Origin of the sequence: Streptomyces sp. WAC05292 (assembly GCF_003949955.1) — a bacterium.
Classification (GTDB): domain Bacteria; phylum Actinomycetota; class Actinomycetes; order Streptomycetales; family Streptomycetaceae; genus Streptomyces; species Streptomyces globosus.
The window spans coordinates 1-26,895 of record NZ_RPSE01000006.1; the positions used below are offsets into that span (position 1 = coordinate 1).

4 protein-coding genes are annotated in these 26,895 nt (G+C 76.9%); all 4 read right to left on the reverse strand.

Translation table 11 applies throughout. The annotated features are described in order from the left end of the window. On the reverse strand, positions 1-2,489 hold a 2,489-nt coding region (locus EF903_RS01445; protein WP_125540768.1), incomplete at its 3' end, for an SDR family oxidoreductase. Then, complete coding sequence (locus EF903_RS01450; RefSeq protein ID WP_125540769.1) at positions 2,489-7,147, reverse strand: non-ribosomal peptide synthetase; 4,659 nt, start codon at positions 7,145-7,147, stop codon at positions 2,489-2,491. The genes EF903_RS01445 and EF903_RS01450, both read right to left, overlap by 1 nt. Further along, complete coding sequence (locus EF903_RS01455) at positions 7,144-20,655, reverse strand: SDR family NAD(P)-dependent oxidoreductase (RefSeq protein ID WP_125540770.1); 13,512 nt, start codon at positions 20,653-20,655, stop codon at positions 7,144-7,146. The genes EF903_RS01450 and EF903_RS01455 overlap by 4 nt, the downstream gene beginning before the upstream one ends. Before the next feature lie 55 nt (positions 20,656-20,710). After that, positions 20,711-26,812: an SDR family NAD(P)-dependent oxidoreductase gene (locus EF903_RS01460; RefSeq protein WP_185902489.1), complete on the reverse strand. Its 6,102-nt coding sequence runs from the start codon at positions 26,810-26,812 to the stop codon at positions 20,711-20,713. Positions 26,813-26,895 lie beyond the last annotated feature (83 nt).

The following is a 26,895-nucleotide window of genomic DNA, read 5'->3' on the forward strand; positions in this document are numbered from 1 at the left end:
GGCCGGGCAGGGGCGGTCGGGGCCGACGGGGCCGGCGCGTCCAGCACCGCCCGCAGGCGGTCCAGGTTGCCGTGCGCCACCAGGACGTGGTCGCCGTCGTGGCCGAGGGCCCGGTCGAAGGCCTCCAGTGCGGCGCCGGTGGGCATGGCCGTCAGCCCGACCCGGCGGGCCGTCCGGGCTGCCGCGGCCTCGTCTGCGTCGACGCGTATGCCCCCGTCGGCCCACAGCGACCACAGCACGGAGAGGCTGCGGCCGGGGCGGTCGCTGCCCCGGCGCCAGGCGGTGAACGCGTCCAGGAAGCGGTTCGCGTAGGCGTAGTCGGTCTGGCCGGGGCTTCCCGCGGCCCCCGACATGGAGGAGAAGGCGATGAAGAAGTCCAGCGGGTCGCCGGCGGTGGCCCGGTCCAGCTCGACGGTGCCGCGGACCTTGGGGCCGAGCACCTCCGCGGTCTGCCGGTCGGTCTTGCCGAGCAGCAGTGCGTCCCGGGTGGTTCCGGCGAGGTGCAGGACGCCGTGGAGCGGCCCGAAGGAGCCGTGGATCCGCTCGACGAGGTCCGCGGCGGCGCCGGGCACGCCCAGGTCGGCGGGCAGGTAGTGGACGTCGAGGCCGGCGGAGCGCAGCGCGGTGAGGTCGGCGTGTGCCGAACGGCCCGTCAGGACGTAGCGGGCACCGCCTCCCAGGTGGGCGACCAGCAGCCGGCCGAGGGCGCCGGCGCCGCCGGTGACCAGCACGGTGCCGCGCGGTGCGAGCGGTGCCGGGGCGGGGGCGACGGGCTCCCAGCGCGGCACCTGCCGGCCTGCGGCCGTGTACCGGACGCGGAAGGCGTGGGCGGCGCGCGCCTCGGACTCGACGGCGGCGGCGAGGCCGGCCGTGCCCGCGTCGACCGCGGCGACGAGGAACTGCGGGTCCTCGTTGGCGAGGGCGCGGGCGAACCCGTCCAGTGCCTCGGCCCGTGCGTCCTCGATCCCGCCGGACGCGCGGTACACGTGCAGGACGCGCACCGGGTGGCGGGTCGGCTGGGCCGCCCAGGACCGGTAGAGCCCGGTGAGGGCGGGCAGCGGGTCGCCGTCCGCGGTGTGGACGAGGAGGATTTCCTCGTCGCGGGGGAAGACGGCCTCCCCGGTGGTGCGCTCGGCGCCGGCGAAGCCCTCCTCGCCGAGCACGAGGGTGCGTACGGGCCGGGCGGCGGCCGGCGCAGGGGCGTCCTGCCACTGCTGGACCAGCAGATGGGCGCCTATGCCGCCGTCCAGGCGGGCGGCGCCGTCGACGGGCCGGGTGGCGGCGGCGCGCAGCCGCACGCGGACGCGGCCCTCGTCGTCGGCGAGCGCGATGTCGTGGCCCGCCGGGGTCCGCACGGCGTGGATGTGGCCCTGCTCGGGCAGCGGCCCGAAGATCTCGACCGCGTCGAGGGAGAAGGGCAGTTCCCGGGGGCGCGGGGCCGTGGGGTCCTCGTCGGTCCACAGGCAGGCCTGGAGCATCGCGTCCAGCAGGGAGGGGTGGAGCGCGAAACCGGAGAAGGGGAGGTCGGCCGCCGCGGGCACGGCGGCGTGCGCGAGGACCTCGCCCGGCGCGGACCGCACCGAGCGCAGCCCCCGGAGGCTGGGCCCGTAGCCGCCGCCGAGGGCGGTGAACACCGCGTAGCACTCCTCGGCGGTGGCCGTACGGGGCAGCCTGGCGCGGATCGCGTCCAGGTCGAGGCGCGGTGCCTCGGGAGCGGGGCCGAAGCGGAGGGTTCCGGTGGAGCAGAGCGCGCCCTCGGCGGCGGCGCCGGTGAGCCGGAGCTCGTAGGAGACCCCGTCGGCGGTGGGGGCGAGGTGCAGGCGCACGCGGACCGGCTCGTCCTCGACGAGCACCGGGCGCGCCCACAGCACGTTGGCGATGGCGGTGGCGCGGCCGTGGCCGGCTTCCTCGGCCGCGGCCACGGCGAACTCCAGGGCCGCCACGGCGGGCAGGATCCTGGTCCGGCCGAGCGCGTGGTCGCGCAGGTAGAACTCCTCCCCCGTCAGCAGCCGTTCACCGGGGCCGTCGGCCAGGGCGGCGGGCGGCTTGATCCAGTAGCGGCGGGTCCGCCGGGGCGGCTGCGGCAGGGAGAGCCGGGCCGGGGCCGGGCGGTCGCCGGAGGGCCCGGGCAGGACCACGTCCCGGCCGGTGACCCACAGGCGGGCCGCCTCGGCGGGGTCGTCGGGGGCCGCGGGCCCGGTGCCGCCGCCGGGGGCCGCGGGGGCGTCGGCCGCCGCGGTGCCGGTCAGGACGCCTTCGCCGTCGCGCAGGCGCGCGGCCAGTTCGGCGACGCTCCCGACGAGCAGGGCGGCGCGCTCGCGCAGCGGTTCCCGGCCGACGCGCAGGGTGTGCGCGACGGCGTCCAGGGAGGCCGACGGGTGCTCGTCCAGCCAGGTGCGGAGCTCGGCCCGGTAGCGGTCGAGCTCTTCGGGGCCGTCGGCGGACAGGAGGACCAGCCGGACGGTCCTGTCCTCGGTGGTGCCGCTCATCAACGCTGTCCCGCCTCTTCGACTACCACGTGCACGTTGCTGCCTCCCATGCCGAACGAGCTGACACCGGCCCGGACCGGTGTCCCCTCGCGTGATTCCCATGTCTGTGCTGCGGCCTGGATCCGGAAGGGACTGCCGTCGAGGTCGAGCATCGGATTCGGCGTCCGCAGGTCCACCAGGCCGGGGAGCGTGCGGTGACGCATCGCCAGCAGGACCTTCACGACGCCGGCGACGCCCGCCGCGGCCTCCAGGTGGCCGATGTTCGTCTTGACCGAGCCGACGCCGGTGCGTCCCGGGACCACCGGGATCCCCCACTCGGCGTACAGGCGGCCGAACGCCTCCTTGAGGGCGTCGATCTCGATCGGGTCGCCGATCGGGGTTCCCGTGCCGTGCGCCTCGATGTAGCCGATCGTGTCGGGCGCGACCCGGGCCGACCGGTGTGCGGCGAGCACGACGTCGCGCTGCGCCTGCGGGTTGGGGACGGTGAGCGAGTGGGTGTGCCCGCCGTGGTTCTCCGCCGAGCCGATCAGGACGCCGTGCACCGGGTCGCCGTCGGCCAGGGCCCGGTCGAGGAGTTTGAGGGCCAGGAGCACCACGCCCTCGCCCCTGCCGTAGCCGTCGGCGCGTTCGTCGAAGGTCTTGCAGCGGCCGTCGGGGCTGAGCATCCCGGCCCGCCGCAGGCCGGTGAAGCCGTGCGGGGACAGCAGGAGGTTGGCGCCGCCGGCCAGGGCCATGTCGCAGTCGCCCTGCTGGAGGGCGCGGGCCGCGCGGTGCACGGCGACGAGCGAGCTGGAGCAGGCCGTGTCGAAGACGGCGCTGGGGCCGTGCAGGTCGAACACGTAGGAGATGCGGTTGGCCGCGATCGAGGGGACGTTCCCGATCAGGAAGTGGTCGCCCATCTCCGGCGAGCCCGGTCCCAGCAGGCTGAGGTAGTCCGTGCCGCTCAGTCCGACGAACACGCCGGTCCGGCTGCCGGCGAGCGCGGCGGGGACCTGCCCGGAGTCGAGCACGGCCTCGTGCGCGGCGTGCAGCAGCAGCCGCTGCTGCGGGTCCATCTGCGCCGCCTCCCGGGGGGAGATGCGGAAGAGGGACGCGTCGAAGGCGTCGACGTCCTCGACGAAGGAGCCGCGCACGCCCTGCGGGAACACCCGCGCGGAGAAGCCGCGTTCCATGGGGTACGGCCGGGTGAGGTCGCGTCCGGCGGCGAGGTGCTGCCAGAACGCCTCCAGGCCGGCGGCGGACGGCAGCCGTCCGCCGATGCCCACGACGGCCACCGGCTCGTATCCGCGGGGTGCCGCTGCCGCGGGCTCGGACGGGGTGCGTGTGGCGGGCCGGAGGTCCGGCGCGGCGAACGCCCCGGGGTGGGCCGCCTCCAGGTGTGCGGCGAGCGAGGCGAGGTCCGGGTGGGCGTAGAAGACGGTCGGGCGGACCGTGACGCCGAACCCCTCGCGCAGTGCCACCGCGAGACGGGTGAAGCCGATCGAGTCGAAGCCCACCTCGCCCAGCGGGCGGTCGAGGGGGATCTCCTCGGCGGGCAGTCCGGCGACGGCGGCCGCGCTCCCGCGCAGCCGTTCGGCGAGGTCCGCGGTCTGGGCGGGCCGCGGCCCCCGGCCTGCGTCCCGGCGCGGTGCGGCGGGGCGGTCCCCGTGTCCGAAGCGGCGCACGAGCTCCTCGACGGGCAGGTGCGTCAGCGGGCCGGAGTCCACCTTGGCGTTGGGCGTCAGCGGGAAGCGGGCGAGCGCGACGGTGAGGGAGGGGACCATGTAGTCGGGCAGTGCGTCCCGGATCCGCGCGGCCGCGGCCTCCGCGGCCTCCGGGGCGGCCTGGACGAAGGCCACCAGGCGCGGCTGCCCCGGCAGGTCCTCGCGTACGGCGACCCGGACGTCGCGGATGCCGTCGGCGGTGCCCGCCGCCCCGGCGCGCCGGAAGGCGGCCTCGATCTCCCCGGGTTCGATGCGGTGGCCGCGCAGCTTGACCTGGCGGTCGGCGCGCCCGAGCAGCACCATGTTCCCGTCCGCGGACCAGCGGGCGAGGTCGCCCGTGCGGTAGAGCCTCTCGCCGGTCGCGGGATCGCGCACGAAGCGTTCCGCGGTCAGCTCGGGCCTGCCGCGGTAGCCGCGGGCGACGCCGTCGCCGCCGATGAGGAGTTCGCCGACGGCGCCGAAGGGCACGGCGGCGCCGTCGGGGCCGGCGACGCGGAAGGCGGTGTTGGCGAGGGGGGTGCCGACGGTGACGGGTCCGCCGCGCCGGATCCGCTGCGCCGAGGACCAGATGGTGGTCTCGGTCGGGCCGTACATGTTCCACAGCTCGTCGCACCGGTCGAGGAGCCGGTCCGCGAGTTCGGCGGTGAGGGCCTCGCCGCCGCACAGGAGCCTGCGCACGTGTCCGGTCCAGCCGGCGTGCAGCAGCATCTCCCAGGTGGCGGGGGTGGCCTGGAGGACCGTCGGACCGGCGGCGGCGATGAGGTCGGCCAGGGCGAACCCGTCGCGCACCGCGTCCTCGGGCGCGATGTGGACGGTGGCGCCCCGGGTCAGCGGGAGCAGCAGCTCCAGACCCGAGATGTCGAACCCGGCGGTGGTCACCGCCAGCAGGGTGTCGTCCTCGCCGCAGCCGGGCCGCTCGGCGGTCGCGGCCAGCAGGTTGACGAGGTTGCCGTGGCAGACCTCGACGCCCTTGGGCTCGCCCGTGGATCCGGAGGTGTAGAGGACGTACGCGAGGTCGTCGTCGCGGCGGGCGACGGGGGCGACGGTCTGGTCCTCGGCCGCGAGGCCCGCCGGGGAGACCCGCACGCCCGGGGCGTCCGCGGGCAGCCGGTCGGCCAGGTGCGGGTCGACGATCACGGCGGCGGGCGCCGCGTCGGCGGTGATGTGGGCGAGCCGGGCCGGGGGGAAGTCCGGGTCGAGGGGGACGTAGGCGGCTCCCGCGCACTGGACGGCGAGGAGGGCCGCGATCAGCGCGGCCCGCCGGGCGACGAGGACGCCCACGACGTCGCCGGGGCGCACGCCGTGTTCGGTGAGGATCCGGGTGAGGGCGTGCACCTGCCCGGCGAGCTCCCCGTACGTCAGCGGGCCGGCCGCGTCGACCACGGCGGTGCGCCCGGGGTCGCGCCGGGCGCGGGCGAGCACCAGGTCGGCGGCGGTGACGTCGCGCGGCCGTTCGGCGCGGGTGGCGTTGGCCCGCTCGACGGTGCGGCGCTCGGCGGGGGTGGCGGGGGCGAGGTCTGCGAGGCGTACGGAGGGATCGGCCGTGACCGCGTCCAGCAGCAGCCGGTAGTGCTCGGCCAGTCGTTCGACGGTGGAGCGGTCGAAGCGGGCCGGGTCGTACTTGAGGTAGAGGAGGACGCCGGTGTCGCGTACGACGACCTCGGCGACGAGGTCGTTCTCACCCTCCTGGGTGAGGTCGAGCGCGTCGCGGAAGACGGTCTGCCCGACCGCCATGTCCTGGTCGCCGCCGACCCCCTGCTGCATGTAGAAGCCGATGTCGAAGCCGGCCGCGGTGCCGCTCGCGCGGCGCAGGTCGTCGACGACGGAGGCGAAGGGGTACGCGCTGTGCTCCTCGGCCTCCGCCATCCGGGCCGCGACGGCGGCCGCGAGTTCGCCGAAGCTCCGGTCGGGGCCGCAGTCCACGCGCAGGACCACGGGGTTGATCAGGTAGCCGACGGTGCGGTCGAAGCGCTGGGCGGGCCGGCCGTCGGTCGGCACCATCACACTGAGGTCGCGGTGGCCCGAGTGGCGGTGCAGCAGGGCGAGGAAGGCGCCGAGCGCGACGCTGAAGGGCGTCACGCCGCGCGCGCGGGCGGTGTCCCTGACCGCCGCCCAGGTGGCGGGAGGCAGGCGCAGCTGCACCATCTCGCCGCGGGTGTGCGCGCCGGATCCGGTGCTCGGGCGGTCGGCGAGCGCGTCGAGGACGGGCGCCGTGGAGGCCCCGGCCAGCCGGTCGAGCCACCAGCGCCGGTGCTCCTGCGTCTCCGGGGCCGCGAGCATGGCCCGCTGCCACTGCACGAACTCGGCGTAGGGGGCGGCCGGTTCGACCGGCGGCAGTTCACGGCCCCGGTCGAGCGCCTCGTAGCAGGCGACGATGTCGCGCAGCAGCAGGTGGCTGGAGACCCCGTCGGTGATCAGGTGGTGGAAGACCAGGAGCAGCAGGGTGGCGCCGCCGGGGGCGGCGACGAGCCACATCCGGTACAGCGGGTCCTGCTCCAGGTCGAACGGGCGGCGCACCAGGTTGCGCACGCGGGCGGCGAACTCCCCGTCGGTCACGTGGCGCAGGTCCAGGCGGGCCACCTCCGGGGTGCGGCCGACGACCTCCTGGGCGGGTCCCGAGGCGTCCAGGCGTACGGAGATCCCCAGTTCCGGGTGCCTGCGCACCGTCGCGGCCAGCGCCTCGACGAGCCGGTCCTCCCGTACGTCCTGCCCGAGCCACAGGCCCAGCGGCAGGTTGTAGGAGACGGTCCGCGGCTCGTCGGTGTGCAGGGCCCACAGTGCGGCCTGTCCGCGGCTGAGCGGGTAGGGCCCGGTGGGCGCCTTCGGCGCGGCCGGGGCGGGTGCGGCGTCCGGAGCGGTCGCGTCGACCAGGCCCCGCAGCAGCAGCTCGGCCACCTCGTCGGACAGCTTGCCCGCGGCGATCGCCGTCAGCAGTTCACGCAGGTCGGTGCTCATCGGCCCGCCCCTCCCTTCAGTGCGGCCAGCGCGTCGTCCACGCGGAGGGTTCCGTCGCGCAGGCCGGCCAGCACGGCGGCCACCCGGTCCGCCGGGGCGGCGGCAGCCGGTCCGGGCTCCCGGTCGCGGGCCGGGGCCTGCGTCTGCTCCCGCTCCTGCGCCGGGACCGGCGCCTGCGTCTGCGTCTGCGTCTGCGTCCGGGGTGCGGGGAGCGGCCCGTACGCCTCGAACACGGCCCGGGCCACGGACCGGACCGTCTGGGCCACCCCGAACATCCGGGTCGGCACCTCCACCCGGTAGTCCGCGCCGAGTCGGCGGCTCAGGCGCCGCAGGCCCAGCGAGTCCACTCCCACGTCCGACAACGCCTGGTCCAGGGGCAGGCGTTCGGGACGCATGCCCAGATGGGCTGCGAGGAGTCCGCGGACGTGCGCGCGGACGGCCTCCTCGGCGCCCCCGGCCCCGTGTCCGACCGGCGCTCCCGGCCCGGGCACGGCGGCGGGTGCCCGCGGCCCGGCCGGGGCCGGGACGTCGGCTTCGGCTTCGGCTTCGGCTTCGGCTTCGGCTTCCGCGTCGGCCGCGGTGTCGGCGACCAGTCCCGCCTCGGCCGCCTGGAGGGCGTCGAAGCGGGGTCCGGGCGTGAGCCAGTAGCTCTCCCGGGCAAAGGGATAGGTCGGTGCGGGCACCCGTCGGGGCGCCGTCCCCGGCCACAGCTCCGCCCAGTCGACGGGGGCACCCGCGACCCACAGCCGGGCGACCTTGTCCAGCCGGCCGGCGTCCAGCACGGCCCGCAGGTACCGGCTGCCCTCGGGGCCGTCCAGCAGCAGGGCGGTGGTGGCGTCCTTGCCGTCCCCGGCGAAGACGCCCGGGACCGGATCGCCGGACCGCCACGCCTCCAGGGCGGCTGCCAGCGCACGGGGCGTGTCGGCGACCACCGCGAGCCGCTCGCCGAAGGCTTCGCGGCCGGTGCTCAGGGTGTGGGCCAGAGCGGCCGGGTCCACGTCCTCGTGGTCCGCTGCCCAGCGGGCCAGGCGGGCGGCGTAGTCGCGCAGCGCCTCCGGCGTCTTCGCCGACAGGACGAACAGCCTCTCCCCCGCAGCCGACCGGACCGGCGTCTCCCGGTACTCCTCCACCACCACGTGCGCGTTGACCCCGCCGAGGCCGAAGGAGCTCACCCCCGCCCTCAGCGGCGCCTCCGCCCCGTCGGCCGTGCGGACCGGGTTCCAGGGCTCGTTCCCCGACGGCAGGCGCAGCGGGCCGCCCTCCAGGCGCAGGTGCGGGTTGGGCTTCTCCAGGTGGAGGTTGCCGGGGATCCACCTGTGGCGCATCGCGAGCAGCGCCTTGATCAGGCCGGTGACGCCGGCGGCGGCCTCCAGGTGGCCGGTGTTGGTCTTCACCGCGCCCAGCACCACGTGCGGCTCGCCGGGGGCCGCGCCGTGGTCGGCGTACAGCTGCGCGAAGGCCGTCGTGAGGCCCTCGACCTCGACGGGGTCGCCGAGCTCGGTGCCGGTGCCGTGGGTCTCGACGTAGCCGACGGTCCGCGGGTCCACACCGGCGCGCCGGTGCGCCGCGACGATGCAGGCGGCCTGCGCGTCCGGATTCGGGGCGGTCAGGGAGTTGGTGCGGCCGCCGTGGTTGACGGCGCTGCCCCGCAGGACGGCGTGGATGACGTCGCCGTCGGCGACGGCCGCGTCGAGCCGCTTGAGCACCACCACGCCCGCGCCCTCACCGCGGACGATTCCGTCGGCGCCCGCGTCGAACGTGCGGCAGCGGCCGCCCGGGCTCAGCATGTCGGCCTGGCTCATGTCCACGAACAGCGTCGGCGAGGCGATGACGTTCACTCCGCCCGCGAGTGCGACCTCGCAGTCGCCGCCGCGGATCGCCTCCGCCGCCCGGTGGACGGCGACGAGCGACGAGGAGCAGGCGGTGTCGATGGTCTCGCTGGGGCCGTGCAGGTCCAGCAGGTACGAGATCCGGTTGGACATGATGGCGTGGGCCCTGCCGACGGTGCTGTAACCGTCGAGCGGGACGCCGAGGGCGTGCTGGAGCTCGAAGTAGTCGTAGGTGCTGCTGCCGATGAAGACGCCCGTGTCGGTGCCGGCGAGCGCGGAGGGCCGGATGCCGGCGTCCTCCAGCGCGCTCCAGGATGCCTCCAGGACGAGCCGGTGCTGGGGATCCATCGCGACGGCCTCGTGGGGGGAGATGCCGAAGAACTGCGGGTCGAACAGGTCGACCCGGGGCATGAAGCCGCCCCACTTCGCCGTCGTGCGGAACTCGCCGGGCGTGGGCTCCCCGAACAGGCGGCGCCAGTCCCAGCGGTCGGCGGGGATCTCGTCGACGAGGTCGTCGCCCGCCTTCAGGTGCTCCCAGAAGGCGTCCAGGCCGTCCGATCCGGGGAACATGCCGGCCATGCCGACGACGGCCACGGCGACGGCAGCGCCGGTGCCGGGCGCCGGGGCTGCGGCGCGGGAGGCGCCCGGGGCGGCGCCGGCGGCCGCGGATCCCGGGCTGGCGGGTTCCCCGGCGCTGCCGGGTTCGGGGCCGCGGCCGGGCTCGGGGCCGCGGGCCGGCGCGGCCTCCGGGTGCTCGGGGGAGGAGGCCGGGGCCGGGGCCGTGCCGGGCGCCGGGGTACCCGGCGTCGCCTCCCCCCTCATCCGCGCCTCCAGAGCGGCTCCGTGGTTCCGGAGGACCTTCTCGATCAGGTCCTCGGCGGTGGCCACCCCGAAGAACGCGGCCGGGGTCAGGTCGAGGTCCCAGCGGGCGTTCATCCGGGAGCTCAGCCGCGTGTACGTGATCGAGTCGAAGCCGAACCTGCCGAGCAGGTCGTGCGGTGCCAGCTCACCGGGCCGGACACCGGCCACCTCGCGGAGGAGGGCGAGCATCTCGTCCGCCGCCGCGGCGCGCCAGGCACCCCCCGCTCCCGCCGTGGCCGCCGTCCCTGCCGAGGGTGCGGCCTCCGCCTCGGCTCCGGCCTGCCGCCGTGCGTCGGCACCGGCGCCGGCGGCCGGGACTCCGATCCGGCCGAGGAACCCGTCCGTGCCCGAGACCACTGCCACCTGAACCTCCTGTCGGCCGAGCACCCGGCTCAGCGCTTCGAATCCCGCCTCCGGCGGGAGCGGGTGGATTCCGGCCGCGGCGAGCCGGTCCCGGTGGCGCTCGGTGAGGGCGGAGCCCGACCAGGCCCCCCAGTTCACGACGCGGACGGGGTAGGGGAGCCGCGCGGCGAGGGCGCGGCCGATGGCGTCCTGGGCGGTGCACCCGGCCGCGTAGGCCGCCTGGCCGGGGTTGCCGAGGAACGACTGCACCGAGGAGAACAGCGCCAGGAAGTCGGGCCGGCGGTCCCCCAGTGCCTCGGCGAGCGCCTCCGTGGTGCGGCTCTTGGCCGCCATGCCGCGCAGGAACGATTCCTCGTCCAGGGCCGCCAGCGAACGGTCGCTCGGCACGGTCACCGAGTGCAGGACCCCGTGGACGTCGCCCACCCGGTCGAGCACGGCGCGCAGCTCGCCCCGCCGCGCGGCGTCCGCCCGGTGGACCTCCACGCGGGTGCCCGACGGGTCGAGTGCCTTGATCCGGGCCGCCCTGTCCTCGTCCGGGGCGGAGCGCCCGACGAGCACGACGCGGGCGCCGTGCCGCCGTACGAGCTGCTCGGCGATGTCGAGGCCGACGTCGCCGGTGCCCCCGACGACCACGTACGTACCGCCCTCGCGCAGGACGGGCCGGGCCCCGGCCGTGTCGTCGACGGGCTCCAGCACCTCCCGGTACCAGCGTCCGGCGCGCAGCGCGTAGTCGCCGGGGGCGGCGGGGCGGACCGCCGCCGGGTCGCCCGGGCCGATGTCGACGGTGGCCACCCGCCAGCGCTCGCACTCGCTGCGCACCGACCGGGCGAAGCCCAGTGCGGCGGCCGAGGCGGGGTCGTCCGCGGAGCGGGTCACGACCGTCAGGGCGAGTTCGCCGCCCGATCCGGGGCGCAGCACCAGGTGGTTGACGATCCGGAAGAGGTCGAGGACGCCGCGCTCGCCCTCGATCACGGCGTGGACCGCGGCGGGGTCCGGCAGCGACTCCAGCGGTGCCGCACCGATCCGGTGGACGTCATCCCCCGGCAGGTCGGCGGGTCCGAGCAGCCAGACCGGGCCGGTGACCGGGCCGCGCAGGGCCGGGTCGGGGACCGGCTGCCGGCGCGGGGCGTACACGCCGGGCCCGGGCGGGACCGCCGGCACCGCGTCCGTGCCCGCTGAGGCCGGGGCCGCCGCAACCGCGGCCGCGGCCGGAGCCTGTGCCTGTGCCGACGGGGCGGCCGCGGGGGCCACCCAGCACCGGCGGCGTTCGAAGGGGTAGGTGGGCAGCGGGATGGCCACCCCGCCCGACGGCCAGTCGACGGGGCCCCCGGCCACCCAGCGGTCGGCGGCCGTCCCCCCGGAGGGCCGGGCCAGCGCCGGGTGGTCGATGCCCTCGGCGGCGGCCCGGAGGGCGGCGACGAGCGTGGGCCGGTCGGCGGCCGTGACCGCGAGCCGCTCGGCCATGGCGTCGCGGCCGTGCTGGAGGGTGTGGGCCACATCGGCCAGTTCCGGTGTCCGGTCGGCCCGTTCGACGGCACCGCGAAGTGCCGCCGCGTACCGGCGCAGGGCCTGCGGGGTGCGGGCGGACAGCGGGAACACCCAGGGGCCGCGCGCCCGCCGCACCTCGGGAGCGGCTTCCGCCTCCTCCAGGACCACGTGGGCGTTGACCCCTCCGTAGCCGAAGGAGCTGACGCCCGCGCGGCGCGGCCCGGCGGCCGGCCGGGGCCAGGGCCGCGCCGAGCGGAGCAGCTCGAAGGGGCTGCCGTCGAGCCGCAGGTGCGGGTTGTGCTCCCGCAGTCCGGCCAGCGGTGGCTGCACGCCGTGCTCCATCGCGAGGAGCACCTTGATCACTCCGGCGGCGCCGGCGGCCGACTCCAGGTGGCCGATGTTGGCCTTGACCGCTCCCAGGGCGCAGTACGGTGCGGCGGGCGCAGGGGTACCCGGGCGGCTCGGCAGTGCGTCGAAGGCCAGCCGCAGGCCGTTGATCTCCACCGGGTCGCCGAGCTGCGTGCCGGTGCCGTGCGTCTCCAGGTAGCCCAGGGTGGCCGGGTCGGTCCCGGCGCGCTCGTGGGCCCGTACTATCATCGCCGCCTGCGCGGCCGGGTTGGGGGCCGTCAGGGACCGGGCGCGGCCCCCGTGGTTGACGGCGCTGCCGCGCAGCCAGGCGCGGACCGTGCGGCCGCGGGCCGCCTCGGCGCGGGCGAGCACCACGAAGCCGTAGCCCTCTCCGCGTACGAACCCGTCCGCGCGGGAGTCGAAGGTCCTGCACCGGCCGGTCGGGCTCAGCATGCCGGTGCTGCTGAGGAGGACGTGGTTGTGCGGGGACAGCAGGAGGTTGATCCCGCCGGCCACGGCGATGTCGCACTCGCCGGAGCGGATGGACTCGGCGGCCCGGTGGATGGCGACGAGGGAGCTGGAGCAGCCGGTGTTCACCGGTTCGCTCGGGCCGTGCAGGTCGAGGTGGTAGGAGACCCGGTTGACGAGGATGGAGTGCGCGGTGGCGGTGGCGGCGTGCGCGTCGACGGGCAGGCCGCAGGCCCTGCGGATCTCGTCGTAGTCGCTCGATCCCGCGCCGACGAACAGTCCGACGTCGCGTCCGGCGAGGCTGCCCGGGGCCAGACCGGCGTCCTCCAGCGCCGTCCAGACCCCTTCCAGCACCAGCCGCTGCTGGGGGTCCATGCCCTCGGCCTCGTGCGGGGAGATGCCGAAGAAGAGGGGGTCGAAGCGGTCGACGTCGTGGACGAAGCCGCCGCGGGCCGCGTGCACGCCCTCCGGGAGGGCGCCGGGGTCCCAGCGGCCGGCGGGGACGTCGGTGACGAGGTCGTCCCCCGCGACCAGGTGCTCCCAGAAGGCGTCGAGGTCGGCGCTGCCGGGCATCCGGCCGCTCATTCCGACGACGGCGATCGCCTGCGGGTCGGCGGGGCGCACCGCCGGGGGCCGGGCGGCCCGGTCCTCCGGGGCCCGCGCGGCGGGCGGTGCCGGGGCGGCCGGCGGCGCGGCGGGGGGCGTCTTCGCGGGGTGTGCCGCGCGGTGGTCGCGCGCCAGGCGGTCGGCGAGGGCCCGCAGGGTGGGGGTCTCGTAGAACAGCGCGGGCGTGACGTCCAGGCCGAAGGCCTCGCCGAGGCGGCTGGCGAGGAGGTTGTAGCTGACCGAGTCGAAGCCGTAGTCGCCGATCTGCCGGTCGGGGTCGAGTTCGCCGACGGGGATGCCCGAGGCGTCCGACGCCAGGGCGAGCAGGGTGTCCGTGAAGGCGGCCGGGGCGGCCCCGGTGGCCGGCGCGGCTTCCGCGGCCGGTGCGGCCGTGGCGGCCTGCGCGGTCCCCGCCGCGGTCGGTGCGTCGGGTGCGGGGGCGCCGGCCGCCGCCCTGGCGACCAGGACGTGCTGGAAGTTGTGCGCGGTCCGGGCCGGGTCCGGCGAGGCCGTCACCGCCGCGTACCCGGCTTCGCGGAGCACTCCGGTCCAGCCGGGGACGTCCAGGAGCGGCGAGCCGGGCAGGCGCAGGCCGGTGTCGCCGTGGGCCCACCAGCCGTCGAACAGCCCGTAGGTGAGCGTGCCCGGCAGGGTGACCGTCGTCAGCTCGTTGAGGAGCAGTTCGCCGCCGGTGCGCAGCACCCTGCGCAGGTGGCGCAGGGCACGGCCGACGTCCGAGGTGGCGTGCAGGACGTTCGCGCCGACCACGAAGTCGAAGCCGCCCTCGCCGAAGCCCTGGCCGACGGGGTCGGTGTCGAGGTCGAGGCGCTTGAAGCGGACGAAGGGGTAACGGGCGGCGAACTCCTGCCGGCCGTGGGCGAGGAAGGTCACCGACAGGTCGGTGTACCAGTACTCGATCCGGCTGCCGTACGGCGCGAGGGCGCGCAGGAGTCCGGCGGAGGTGCCGCCGGTGCCCGAGCCCACCTCCAGGATGCGGACGGCCGCGCCGGCGGGCAGGCCGGCGAGGCGTTCCCCGACGTCGGCGACGAGGCGGTCGGTGAGGAGGTCGTTGTAGAGGTCGCTGATGGGGTTGCCGCGGTAGACGCGTTCCATGAGCGAGGTGCCGGAGGAGGGGAAGAGCAGGTCGGTGGCGAGGAGTTCGCCCCGCAGCAGTTCCGGGTAGCGCTCCAGGCACAGGGCCAGCAGCCGTACGAAGACCGCGGACTCGGGGTGCGCGGCGGCGAGGTCGGCGAGCTGTCCGAGGTGGCCGCCGAGGCGGGCGGCGGCCAGGGCGTCCGCCGCGGGGCGCAGGCGTCCGGCGTACGGCGTGAGCAGGCCGCCGTCCGCGAGCGCGTCGAGCAGGGTGCGCAGCAGGCGCTCGTACCGGGGGGTGACGCCGACCCGGCGCAGGACCTCGTCCGCGTCGGGGTCGGGGCCGTGCCATGCGCCCAGGCCGTCCAGCAGGGCGAGCAGGGCCCCGCCCGCGATGCGGGTCATCTCCCGGTCGAGCGCGTGGAAGTCCTCCACGACGCGCAGGTCGGCGGCGTCGGGCCGGCCGCTGGTGGGCGTCACGTCGGTGCTCTCCGTTTCCCTGTCGGCCGCCATGCGCGCGCGCAGGGCGGCCGTGCCGGGGACGACGACGCTCTGGGGCGCCGCCCCCCGGAGCGTCTCGACGAGCGCGGCGAAGCCGGCCCGGGGGGTGATCGACCGGAATCCGGCCGCGGTCAGGCGTTCGCGGTGGGTGTCGTCGGCGACGGCGCCGACGGTGCCCCAGAAGCCCCAGTCGACGGCGCGCACCGGGTAGGGCAGGCGGGCGTCGAGGGCGTGGGCGTAGGCGTCGAGGAAGGTCGATCCGGCGGCGTAGTTGGCGAGGCCCGGGTCGCCGAGGAAGGACTGGGCGGAGGAGAAGAAGACCAGGAAGTCCGGGTTCCGTCCGCGCAGGGCGTCGACGAGGGCCGCGGCGACACCGGACTTGGCCGCGAGGCTGTGGGCGAGGTCGGTGTCCGTGAGGTCGCGAACCAGCCGGTCGCGCCGTACCAGTGCCGCGTGGATGACGCCGTGGACGGGGCCGGCGCCGTCGAGGACGGCCGCCAGCCGGCCGGGGTCGGTGGCGTCGGCGCGGGCGTAGCGGATCCGGTCGCCGAGGTCGGCGCCTTCGAGCCGGCTGCGGCCGACGAGCACCACGTGGGCGTCCCAGTCCTCGGCGAGGCGGCGGGCGATGGCCAGGCCGATGCCGCGGGCGCCTCCGACGATCACGTAGGTGCCGCCGCGGCGCAGCGGGACGGGCCCGGCGGCCTCCGGGGCGGGCCGCAGGACCTGGGCGTGGCGGACGGTTCCGGTGTACGCGACGCGGGTTCCGCGGGGTCCGGGCGCCAGGAGGTCGGCGGAGGGGTGGGCGGGGTCGAGGTCGACGCAGGCGACGGACCAGCCGCGGTGCTCGTTCTCCATGACCCGGGCGAAGCCGGTGACGGCGGCGGCGTAGGGGTCGGTCAGGGTGCGGCCGGGCGGGGCGGCGGCCCCGGTGGTGACGACCACCCAGTCGAGGGTGTGCGCGCGGGACCAGGCCCTGGCGTACGGGGCGAGGGCCTTGACCCCGGCGTCCTCGCCGCGCGCGACCCGCTCGGCCTCGTTCGGGGAGGTGTCGGCGGGGTCGGTGGGCCCGGTCAGGACGTAGACCAGTCGGGGTGCCACCCGGACCGGGGTGCCGAGTTCGGCGAGGACCGCGCCCGGGTGGCGGGCGGCCAGCTCGCGGGCGAGGTCCGCACGGGCGGGCGCGTGGAGCACCACGACGGGGCCGTCCGCCGCCGTCGGCGGGGCGGGTTCCGGGACGGCCTCCCAGGCGGGCACGTCCAGCGGGAGCGGCTCCGTGCCGGGCTCATGGGCGGTCCCGGCGGCCGCGGGGCCGGCCTGCTGCGGGGCCGGTGCGTCGACCCAGCACCGCACGCGGGCGAACGGGTACTGCGGCAGCTCCACCTTGCGCGGCCGCCGGCCGCGGTGCAGGGCCCGCCAGTCGGGCGCGCCGCCCGCCGCCCAGCTGCGCGCCCACGCGGACGGGTCGTCGGCCGGGAGGGGGTCGGCGGCGAGCGGGCCGGGAGCGGCGTGCTGCCCGGTGACGGTGCCGCGGTGGAGGCCGGGCGCCGGCGAGCCGGCGAGGAAGGCCCGGAGGGCGGTGCGCAGTCCTGCCGTGTCGGACGCGACCACGGCGAGCCGCTCCTCCAGGGGTTCCCGGCCGATCTGCGTCGTGTACGCGATGTCCGCCAGCGGGGCTCCCCCCGCGGCGCCCGCCGAGACGGACGCGGCGAGGGAGGCGAGGGTGGAACGGGCGTCCACGTGCGGAGCGCGTCCGGGGAACCGGTCGGCGAGGACGCGCGCGAGCCGGCGCAGGTCGGCGACGTCCAGGCCGAGTTCGTCCAGCTCGGCCTCCGGGTCGGCGCCTGCGAGGCCGGCCGCTTCGGCCACGGCGGCCAAGGCGTCGAGCGGGTCGCCCGCCGTCGCCTCCGCGTACCGCTCGGCGAGTTCGCGCAGCGCATGCGGGGTGCGCGCGGAGAGCAGCACCACCTGCGGTCCGGCGGTGGAGGGGGCCGCGGCGGGCGGCGTCCGCTGCGCGAACTCCTCGACGACGACATGGGCGTTGGACCCGCCGGCGCCGAACGCGCTGATGCCTGCGCGGCGGGGCCCGCCCGCGGCCGGGACGGGCCACGGCTCGCTCTCGCGCTGGACGCGCAGGCCCGTGGCGGCCCAGTCGACGGCGGGGTTGGCCGGTTCGGCGTGCAGGGAGGGGACCAGGGTGCGGTGGCGCAGCTGGAGGAGGACCTTGGTCAGTCCGGCGATGCCCGCGGCCGACTCCAGGTGTCCGATGCCGGACTTCACGGATCCGATCCGGGGCCGCGCGCCGCCGCCGCCGTAGGCCTGGGAGAGGGCCGTGACCTCGATGGGGTCTCCGAGGGAGGTGCCCGTGCCGTGCGCCTCGACGTAGCCGACGGACGCGGGATCGACGCCCGCCCGGTCCAGGGCCCGGCGCACCACGTCGGCCTGGGCCGCGGGGTTCGGGACGAAGAACCCCCCGGCGCGCCCGCCGTGGTTGACGGCGCTGCCCTTGACCACCGCGAGGATCCGGTCGCCGTCGTCCAGGGCGCGGCCGAGCGGCTTGAGCACGACGGCCCCGACGCCCTCGCCGGGTACGTAGCCGTCGCCGCCCGCGCCGAAGGCGCGGCACCGGCCGTCGGAGGAGACGAAGCCGACCTGGCTCAGGTGCAGGTACTTGTACGGGTGGACGATCAGGTTCACCCCGCCGGCCAGCGCCAGCTCGCTCTCCCCGGACCGCAGGCTCTCGCAGGCCAGGTGCAGCGCGGTGAGGGAGGAGGAGCACATCGTGTCCAGGGCCAGGCTGGGGCCGCGCAGGTCGAGGAAGGCGGAGACGCGGTTGGCGACGGCGGAGGAGAAGGACGTCGGCAGGACGGGAAGCCGGTCCTCGGCGCCGAGTCCGAGCATCTGGTACTGGTTGAACATCACTCCGGCGAAGACGCCGACCATGCGGCCGGCCACGTCGGCGCGGGTGAGGCCGGCGGACTCCAGGGCGTGCCAGGAGGTCTGCAGGAACAGGCGCTCCTGCGGGTCCATCCCCGCGGCCTCGCGGGGGGTGATCCGGAAGAAGCCGGGGTCGAACTCGTCGATGCCCTCCAGGAATCCGCCCCACTTGCTGTACGAGTGGCCGTCGGAGCGGTCGGGCCGGTAGAAGCCCTCCGAAGCCCAGCGGTCGGCGGGGATCTCGGTGACGCAGTCCCGGCCGGCGCCGAGGTTGGCCCAGAACCGGTCGAGGTCCTCCGCCATGGGGTAGCGGCCGGCGACGCCGATCACCGCGATGTCCGGGCCGCCGTCCTCCGGCGTGCCGCGGGTCCGGGCGGGCCGCGGGGCATCGGCGGGGGCCGCGTCGGCGGGCACGGCGTCCGGCGGGGCGGCGGCGTGGGTGCCGGCGGCGTCGGTGTCGGTGTCGGTGTCGGTGTCGGCGGGGGTGAGGCCGAGGGCTCCGCGGGCCCGCTCCGGGTCGCCGTGGAGCACGACCAGCTCCGCGCCCGCCAGGCCGAGGGCCCGTTCGAACACGTCCAGCCCGGCCGCGGTCGGCAGCGGGACCTGGCCCTGCCGGGCGAACAGGGCCTCGGCGGCGGCGTCCGTGCGCATGCCGCCCCCGGCCCACAGCGGCCAGGCGAAGGAGAGCAGTCCGCGGTCGCGGGCGTAGGCGTCGAGGAAGGCGTTGGCGGCCGCGTAGTCGCTCTGCCCCGCGTTGCCCGCGACACCGGTCACCGAGGAGAACAGGGCGAAGAAGTCGAGGTCCAGGTGGCGGGTGGCCTCGTCCAGCAGCACGGCGCCGCGCACCTTCGGCGCGAGGACCGCGTCGAGGTCCGCGGCGGGCTTCGCGGTGAACAGGCCGTCGCGCAGGACGCCGGCCGCGTGCACGACGCCGTCCAGCCGGCCGTGCCGTTCGAGGATGCCGCGGATCAGGGCGTCGACCTCGGCGGGCTCGGTGATGTCGGCCGGGATGTAGGAGCCGTCGGACTCCGGGCGCGGCGAGCGCCCCGCGAGGACGGGCACCGCCCCCCGGGCGGTCAGCCGGGCGGCGAGCTCCCGGCCGATGCCGCCCGCTCCCCCGGTGATCAGGTAGACGCCGCCGGGCCGGACGGGGGCCGCCGGGCCGAGGTCGGCGTCGCGGTAGCGGCGCACCTGGCGGCCGTCGGGGGCGTGCCGTACCCAGGACTCCCCGTGGCCGGCGAACTCCGCGAGCAGGGCGTCCGCGTCGGCGGGGCCGTCGGACTCGACGGCGGTGATCGCGAGGCTGGGCTGCTCCAGGCGCACCGTGCGGGCCAGTCCGGCGACCGCGGCGGCCACGGGGCCCGGCCCCACGTGCACGACGGGGACCGGGCGGTCGGCGAGGACCTGGGCCAGGGCGAGCACCTCGGCGCAGGCGGACCGCACGGCCCCGGGGAGGCCTGCGGCGTCCCGGTCGGCGGCGTCCCGGTCGGCGGCGTGCAGGACGCCTTCCCACGCCGTGCCCCGGGCGGCGAGGTCGGCGAGGAGCAGCCTGAGGTCCGCGGTCTCGGCGGGGCGCAGCTCGTAGGAGCGGGTTCCGGTCCGGCGGAAGGCGGGACCGCGCAGGACGGTGATCTGGTCGGCGCGTACCCGCTGGTCGCCGATGACCAGCAGCGGTCCGGCGGCCGGCGCGGAAGGGCGCGGCGCCGCCTGCCACAGGCCGGTCAGGCAGTGGGTCCGTGCGGGGGTGTCCGCCGCGGGTGCGTACGGGGCCGGGCGTGCGGGCCGTTCGGCGGGGAGCAGTCCGGCGAGGTGGGCGGTGACCGCGTCGACGGTCGGGTACTCGAACAGCAGGGTCGGGTAGAGCGCGATGCCCCAGTGCTCCTCGAACAGCCGCACCAGGGTGAGCAGGTGGGAGGAGTCCAGGCCGAGGTCGTAGAAGCCCCGGTCGCCCTCGACCGCCAGGTCGGGGTCGCCGGCGGCCCGGCGGACCAGCTCGACGACCTCGGCCCGCAGGTCCCCCGGTGCGGCGCCGGCGGGGGCCGGCTCCGCGGGACTTCCCGGCCGGACGGAAACGGCGGCCTGGGCGGTGTCGGGCGCCTGAGCGGGGCCGGCTGCCTGCGCGGGGACGGCGCCGGCCGCGGCCCGCGGGGCCGGCTCGGGCCGCTCGGCGGCCAGCCGGGTGATCGCGGCGGCGGAGCGGACGCGCTTGAAGGTCAGGTCCGTGAACCGGGCGGCCAGCGCGCCGGAGGCGTCGCGCAGTTCGATGTCGGCCTTGACCAGGTCGTCCCCGGCGCCGGCGCCGGCCGGGTGCATGCGCAGGTCGACGGTGCAGGCGTCCCCGAGGGCGCGGGCGGCGCGGAAGGAGCCGATGTGCAGGGGGATGAGGGGGCGCCCGTCCCCGTCCGGCCCGTCGAAGGCGAGCGCGTACGCCTGCATGGTGGAGCCGTCGAGCAGGGCGGGGTGCAGCAGGAAGTCCTCCGCCGTGCTCCGCGCCTCGTCGCCCAGCGCGATCTCGGCGTGCACCCGGTCCGCGGTGGCGCGCAGGGTTCCCGTGCAGCGCATGAACGCCCGGTGCTCGATGCCGGCCGACCGGCCGGTGGCGTAGACCGTGTCGACGTCGCGCGGCACGCCGCCGGGCGGCCGGGGTGCGGCGGCGCCGGTGAGCGGGGGCAGGTCGGTGCGCAGGGTGGCGCGCAGGTGGGTGGTCGCGGTGTCGTCGACCGGCTGCCCGTCGCGCAGCCGGCGGCTGGTCGCCGTCACCCGGAGGACGGTGCCGTCGGGCGTGGCCTCGACGGTCAGCTCACGGTCGAACGAGTCCGCGGTGACCACCGGCTCGACGAACAGCACGTCGCTCAGCTCGGCGCGGTCCAGGGGGATGTCCCGGGCGGCGAGCATCCGGTGGACGATGTCGAGGAAGGTGACGCCCGGCAGGGTTCGCACCCCGTGCACCCGGTGGTCGTCGACGATCGGGTTGTCCCGCTTCAGGTGCAGGGCACAGCGAACGGACCTACGGTCCACGTGTTCTCTCCTGGTGGTCGGCGATGCGGGGGCGTGGGGGCCGGGCCGCGCCGGGTTACGGGAAGGTCAGGTCGAGCCGGGCCGAGCGGACCGGGGCGGGGGCCGGGCCGGGCGCCGCGGGCAGGCGCCAGAACCTGCTGCGCCGGTAGGCGGGCCGTGGCAGCGGTGGCCGTCCGGGTTCCCCGGGGGTTCCGGGGCCCAGCAGGACGTGGGCGTTGGTGCCGCCGAAGCCGAAGGCGCTGACGGCCACCCGGCTCCCGGCCGGCAGGTCCGTCACCCGGGTGACCGGGTAGAACGGCGAGTCGGCGAAGGCGAAGCGCGGGTTCGGCCGGTGGCAGTGCAGCGTGGGCGGGATCCGGCCGTGCCGCAGGATCTGGACCGCCTTGACGAATCCGGCGACGCCCGCGGCGCTGAGCGTGTGTCCGATCGAGCTCTTGACGCTGCCGATGCCGCAGTAGCCGCGGTCCTCGGTGTACGCCCGGTGCACGGCGGTCAGGGCCTGGAGCTCGATCGGGTCGCCGATCACGGTGCCGGTGCCGTGCGCCTCGACGTAGCCGACGGTGCGGGCGTCCGCTCCGGCGCGCGTCAGCACGTCGGAGATCAGGGCGCGCTGGGCGCGTCCGTTCGGCGTGGTGTGGCCCATGGTCCGGCCGTCGTTGTTCACGCCCGAGGACTCGATGACGGCCAGTACCCGGTCCCCGTCGCGCAGGGCGTCGTCGAGGCGCTTGAGGAGCACCATCCCGGCGCCCTCGCCCGGGACGAGGCCGTCGGCGGACTCGTCGAAGGTGCGGCAGCGGCCGGTGGGCGACAGCGCCCTGCCGGCGCTCAGCATGAGGTAGGGCTCCTCGTCGAACAGCAGGTCCACGCCTCCGGCCAGGGCCATCGACGACTCCCCGGACGCCAGGCTGCGGGCGGCGAGGTGGATGGTGACCAGCGACGAGGAGCACGCGCTGTCGACCACGAGGTTCGGCCCCGTCAGGTCCAGGAAGTGCGAGATGTGGGCGGCGACGAAGTTCTGGTTCACGCCGGCGATGTACGGCCGCAGCGGGGGCTGCAGGTGCGCGCGGTGGTTGCCCGTGCGCGTGCCGACGAAGACGCCGACCGCACCTCCCCGTACCTCGTCCTCCCGGTACCCGGCGTCCCGCAGGGCTTCCACGGACACCTCCAGCGCCTTGCGCGCCAGCGGGTCGAGGTGGCGGGCCGCCTCGGCGTCGAATCCGAAGAAGTCCGGGTCGAACAGGGCGGCGTCGTCGAGGAATCCGCCCCACTTGCCCGTGCTGCGCCCCGGTTCGCCGTCCGGGCTGTAGAGGGAGGCGGTGTCCCACCGGTCGGCCGGGACCTCGGTCACGAGGTCGCGGCCGGCGAGCAGGGCCTCCCAGAACCGCGCCGGGTCGGGCGCCCCCGGCAGGCGGCAGCCCATGCCGATCACCGCGATGGGTGTCGGCCGCCCGTCCGGGGACGGGCTCGGCGGCGGTGCCGGAGCCGGTACAGGGGCGGCGGCCGGAGACGGCCGCGCGGGCGCCGCGGGGGCGGGCGGGCCGACCGGCCCGGGTACGGCCTCGGCCGGGGGTGTGCCGAGCGCGGCGGCGAGGCCGCCGAGCGTGGGGTGCTCCTGGAGGAGGCTGGGGTCGACCGGGCGGCCGAGGATGTCCTCCAGGTCCCGGACGAGTTCGGCCATCAGCAGCGAGTCCACGCCGATGTCACCGAGCACGGTGTCGGCGGCCAGCAGGCCGGGGTCGACCTTGGTGGTGCGGGCGACGACGGCGTACAGCCAGTCCGGCGGCGCCGCCGGTGCGGTCCCGCCGGCCGGCACGGCCTCGGCGGGAGCGCCCACCGCGAACGAGCCCACCGCGGGCGGGCCCGCGGCCGGCGGGGTCCCGGCCGGCACGGCCGCCGCCTCGGCGGGGGCCTGCGCGGGCCGCGCCGGGACTTCGCGCCGCGGCGCGAGGAACAACTCGTCGGCGGCCACGGCGGTGCGCTCCACCCGGCAGGGCAGCAGGACGGGATCGCCGGGCACCCGCAGGGCCAGGTCGAGGAGGTCCAGCGCGTCGTCGGCGTCGAGGTCGGGGATGCCGAGGCCGCCGGCGGCACTCGTACGCTCCAGGCCCATGCCCACGCCCTGCCACAGGGGCCAGCGCAGGGCGCGCACCGTGCACCCGGAGGCGCCGGTGCCGTGGGCGGCGGCGAAGTCGTCCAGCACCCCGTTCGCCGCCGCGTAGTCCAGGTGTCCCGCGGCGAGGGACGGCACGGCTCCCGCCACGGAGGAGAAGAGCACCATGAGCCGGGGCGGCATGGCTCCGAACGCCGCCCACAGCACCCGCAGCCCGTCGCTCTTGGGCTGCAGCACCCGGGATATCTCCTCGGGTGTGCGGGAGAGGAAGGACGTGGGCGGGTCCATGACCCCCGCGCAGTGGAAGACGGCGTCGACACCGCCGGCCTGCTTCCTGACCCGGCCGATCAGCCGCCTCAGGGAGGCGACGTCGTCCAGGGCGTCGGTCCGCACGGTCAGCGTCACCCCCCGCTCGACGAGGGCGAGCAGCGCGCCGAGGCGCGCGCGCAGGGCCGGGTCGGTGGCGGGTGCGGCGACGAGGGCGGCCCACTGGTTGCGGACCGGCATGCGGGAGCGCCCGACGAGCACGATGTGGCGGGCCCCCCGGTCGGCGAGGTGGGCGGCGAGGCGCAGGCCGATGCCGCCGAGACCGCCGGTGATGAGCACCGCGCCACCGCGGCCGACGCCGGCGAGCAGGTCCTCGCCGGTCTTGGCCGGGGCGAAGGCGGCCACGGGCCGGAGGCGGCGGGTCCCCTCGTAGCGGATCTCCGTCTCCCGGTCCACGGCGGCGGTCTCGGCCCGTACGGCGGCGGCGAGTTCGGCGGTGCCGCCGTCGACGCGGACGGTGCGGCCGTGGAGGGCCGGGAACTCGCCGGACAGGGAGCGGTAGAAGCCCGCGAGCACGGAGCGTTCGGCGCCGCCGGCGTGGACGCACCGCAGCCCGACGCGGGGGTTCGCGGTGAGCGTCTGCTGCAGGAGGGCGATGCGCTCGGTGACGAGGGTGCCGGGGGCGGACCAGTCGACGAGGTCGACGATCCCGCCCAGGCCGGCCAGTACGGGCACGGGCTCCCCGGGGACGTGCACGAGGGCGTGTTCCCCCAGCACCGTGCGGGCCAGTTCGCGGTCGGCGGCGACCACCAGCAGCCGTCCGGGGTCGGCGGTGTCGGGAGCCGGTGCGTCGGCCCACTCGGCGGTGAGGAGTTCGGCGCCAGCGACGGGTGCGACCCAGTGCGGGTCCCGGGCGAAGGGGTAGGTCGGCAGGGAGGCGGGCGGTGCGTCCGGGGCCGTCCGGGCCGGGCCCGCCCCTTCGCGCTGCCCGTTCACGGGGGCGTCCGGCGGGGTGTCGAGCGCCGCGGCGAGGCCCGCGGCGAGTTCACCGAGGTCGCGGGCCTCGACGTCCAGGCGGTAGGCCAGTGCCGCGCGCCCGGTGATCAGGGTCCGCGCGATCGACGCGAGCGGCGGGGCGTCCGGGGAGCGGACGGCGTCCAGCAGGCGGGCCACGGCCTCCCGCAGGGCCTGCGGGGTCCTCGCGGAGACGGGCACGGTCACGGCGGAGCCCGCGGCGGGGGCCGTGGCGGGGGTTGCCGCCGGCAGGGGGGCCTCTTCGAGGACGACGTGCGCGTTGGTGCCGCCCATCCCGAAGGAGCTGACCCCGGCCCGCAGGGGGCCGCCGCCCACGGGCGGCTCCCAGGCGCCGCGTTCGCGCTGGAGGCGCAGCGGGGTGCCGTCGAGCTTGATCATCCGGTTCGGGCGGTCCAGGTTGCGCGCGGCGGGCAGCGTGCGGTGCCGCATCGCCAGGATCACCTTGATCAGGCCGGCGATTCCTGCGGCGGCCTCCAGGTGGCCGATGCTCGTCTTGACCGAGCCGATCGCGCAGTGCGGCTCGGTGGGGCGTGCGTGGCCCCACTGCGCGTAGAGCCGCTCGAACGCCGCGACGATGGCGGAGACCTCGATCGGGTCCCCCAGGCGCGTTCCGGTGCCGTGCGCCTCGATGTAGCCGATCGTGCGCGGGTCGACGCCCGCCTCGCCGTGGGCGGTGACGAGCAGGTCGGCCTGCGCGTCCGGGTTGGGGGCGGTGAAGGACCGGGCCTGCCCGCCGTGGTTGACGGCCGCGCCGCGGATCACCGCGTGCACGCGGTCGCCGTCGGCCAGCGCCCGGTCCAGCGGCTTGAGGAGCAGGGCGGCGACGCCCTCGCCGCGGACGTATCCGTCCGCGGTGTCGTCGAAGGTGTGGCAGCGGCCCCGCGGGCTGAGGACGCCGGTGCGCTGGTAGGCGTGGTGCCGGGCGGGGTCGCACAGGACGTTGACGCCGCCCGCGAACGCCTGGTCGCACTCGCCGGCGCGCAGCGCGGCCACGGCCTGGGCGACGGCGACGAGGGAGGAGGAGCAGAGGGTGTCCACGGCGACGCTGGGCCCGCGCAGGCCGAGGGCGTACGAGACGCGGTTGGCCACGAGGGAGGGGGAGACCGCGACGCTGAGGTGCGGCTCGTCCTGCCCGGCGTGCCGGGCGACGAGCGCGGCGTAGTCGGAGTGGCACACGCCCGCGTAGACGCCGGTGCGGGTGCCGGACAGCGAGGCCGGGTCGCATCCGGCGTCCTCCGCCGTCGCCCACACGGTCTCCAGCAGCAGCCGCTGCTGGGGGTCCATCAGGGCGGCTTCCCGCGGACTGATGGCGAAGAGCTCGTGGTCGAAGGCGCGTATGTCGTCGAGCAGGGCCGCCTTGCCGATCAGCCCGGGGTGTTCCGCCGCGTTCCAGCGGTCCGCGGGGATGTCGCGGACGGCGTCCTCGTCGCGGCCCAGGAGGTCCCACAGTTCGGGGACGCTCGGTGCGCCGGGGAACCGGCCGGCCATGCCGATCACGGCGATCGGCACGGCGGCGGGGCTGCCGGCCGGCGCTGCGGCCGACGCCGCCGGGGCGGCCTGCGGCAGGGCCGGCGGGGCCTCGGCCGCACCCGGCCGTCCGCCGCGCAGGACCCGGGCCATGGCGGTGACGGTGAACGCCTGGAACAGGCTGCTGGGGTCGATCTCGCAGCCGAGCTCGTCCTCGGCCCGTACGGCCGCCTCGGACAGGGCGAGGCTGTCCAGTCCGTGCGGGCGCAGGTCGTCGTCGGCGGTGAGCGAGCCCGCGGGCGCGCCGAGCACCGTCTCCATCACGGCCAGGAGCCGGCCCTCGAGGTCCTCGGGCAGGGCGGCGGGCGGCTGTTCGGAGCCGGGGGCGGCGGGCGGGGGTACGGACCCGGTCGCGGCGGCCGGGGCGGCGCGGTCGCCCGTGAGCGCGGCGAACGCGTCGGGCCGGAGCAGCCGTTTGACGGTCTCGAGGCGGGCCAGGGGCCGGCCGTCGCGTTCCCGCAGGAGGGAGGAGGTGAGGACCACCCGGTCCGGCGACTCCCGCCGGAGGGAGTCCAGCCGGTAGCGCACGGCGTCGGACAGGCCGCAGTTGCCCAGGTAGACGATGTCGCGGCTGAGGGTGACGGCCTCGACGGCCCACTCCTCGCCGGGGACGGCGGACCGCGCGTACTTGCGCTCGCCGCGGTCGTTGATGTGCGGGTAGGAGGCGAAGTAGAGCAGGCCTGCCGCATTCACGTCCGCGAAGGGGTTGAGCTCGTAGGTGTCGGTGAAGAGGCCGGTGGCGCCGCCGTCCTCCAGCCGGGCGTGGTCGCGGAACTCGCTGCGGAAGGCGCGGTGTTCCGCGCTCGCGTCCGCCACGGGGCCGCGGCCGGCGTGGCGCGGGGTGCCGGGGACGAGCCAGTTGCCGGCGCCCCTGCGGACGAAGGAGGTGAGGAGCCTGACGTCGACGGACGTCGCGGGGGTGGCGAAGCGGATGTCGCTGGCGAAGGCGTGCTCGTCGAGCCGGACGAGCGTGCCGGCGAGTTCTCCCTCGTCGTGCTCGGTGAAGAAGCGCAGGGAGTCGGCCGCGGCCAGGCGGGCCCGGGTGAAGGCGGGGAGCAGCCGTTCACCGTCGGCGTCGGCGAGTTCGGCGACCGGGAGGCCGAAGTGCTCGCCGATCAGGGACCAGTGGAGGTCGCCTGCCTCGCGTAACAGCCAGTTCTCGGAGAGTCCGCCGACGGAGAGGGCGGGGAGGCCCAGGACGATCCGGCGGCTCAGCATAGGGGCAGCCGTCCGGCTGCGGCAGGCCCTGCGGCCTCCGGCGGCCGGGCCGCGCGCCGGCCCGGAAGCGGCCATGACGAATG

Excerpts from the sequence above, each read along its gene's own strand:
- EF903_RS01450 (WP_125540769.1), bottom strand. The coding sequence starts at position 7,147 with ATGAGCACCGACCTGCGTGAACTGCTGACGGCGATCGCCGCGGGCAAG.
- EF903_RS01460 (WP_185902489.1), bottom strand. The coding sequence starts at position 26,812 with ATGCTGAGCCGCCGGATCGTCCTGGGCCTCCCCGCCCTCTCCGTCGGC.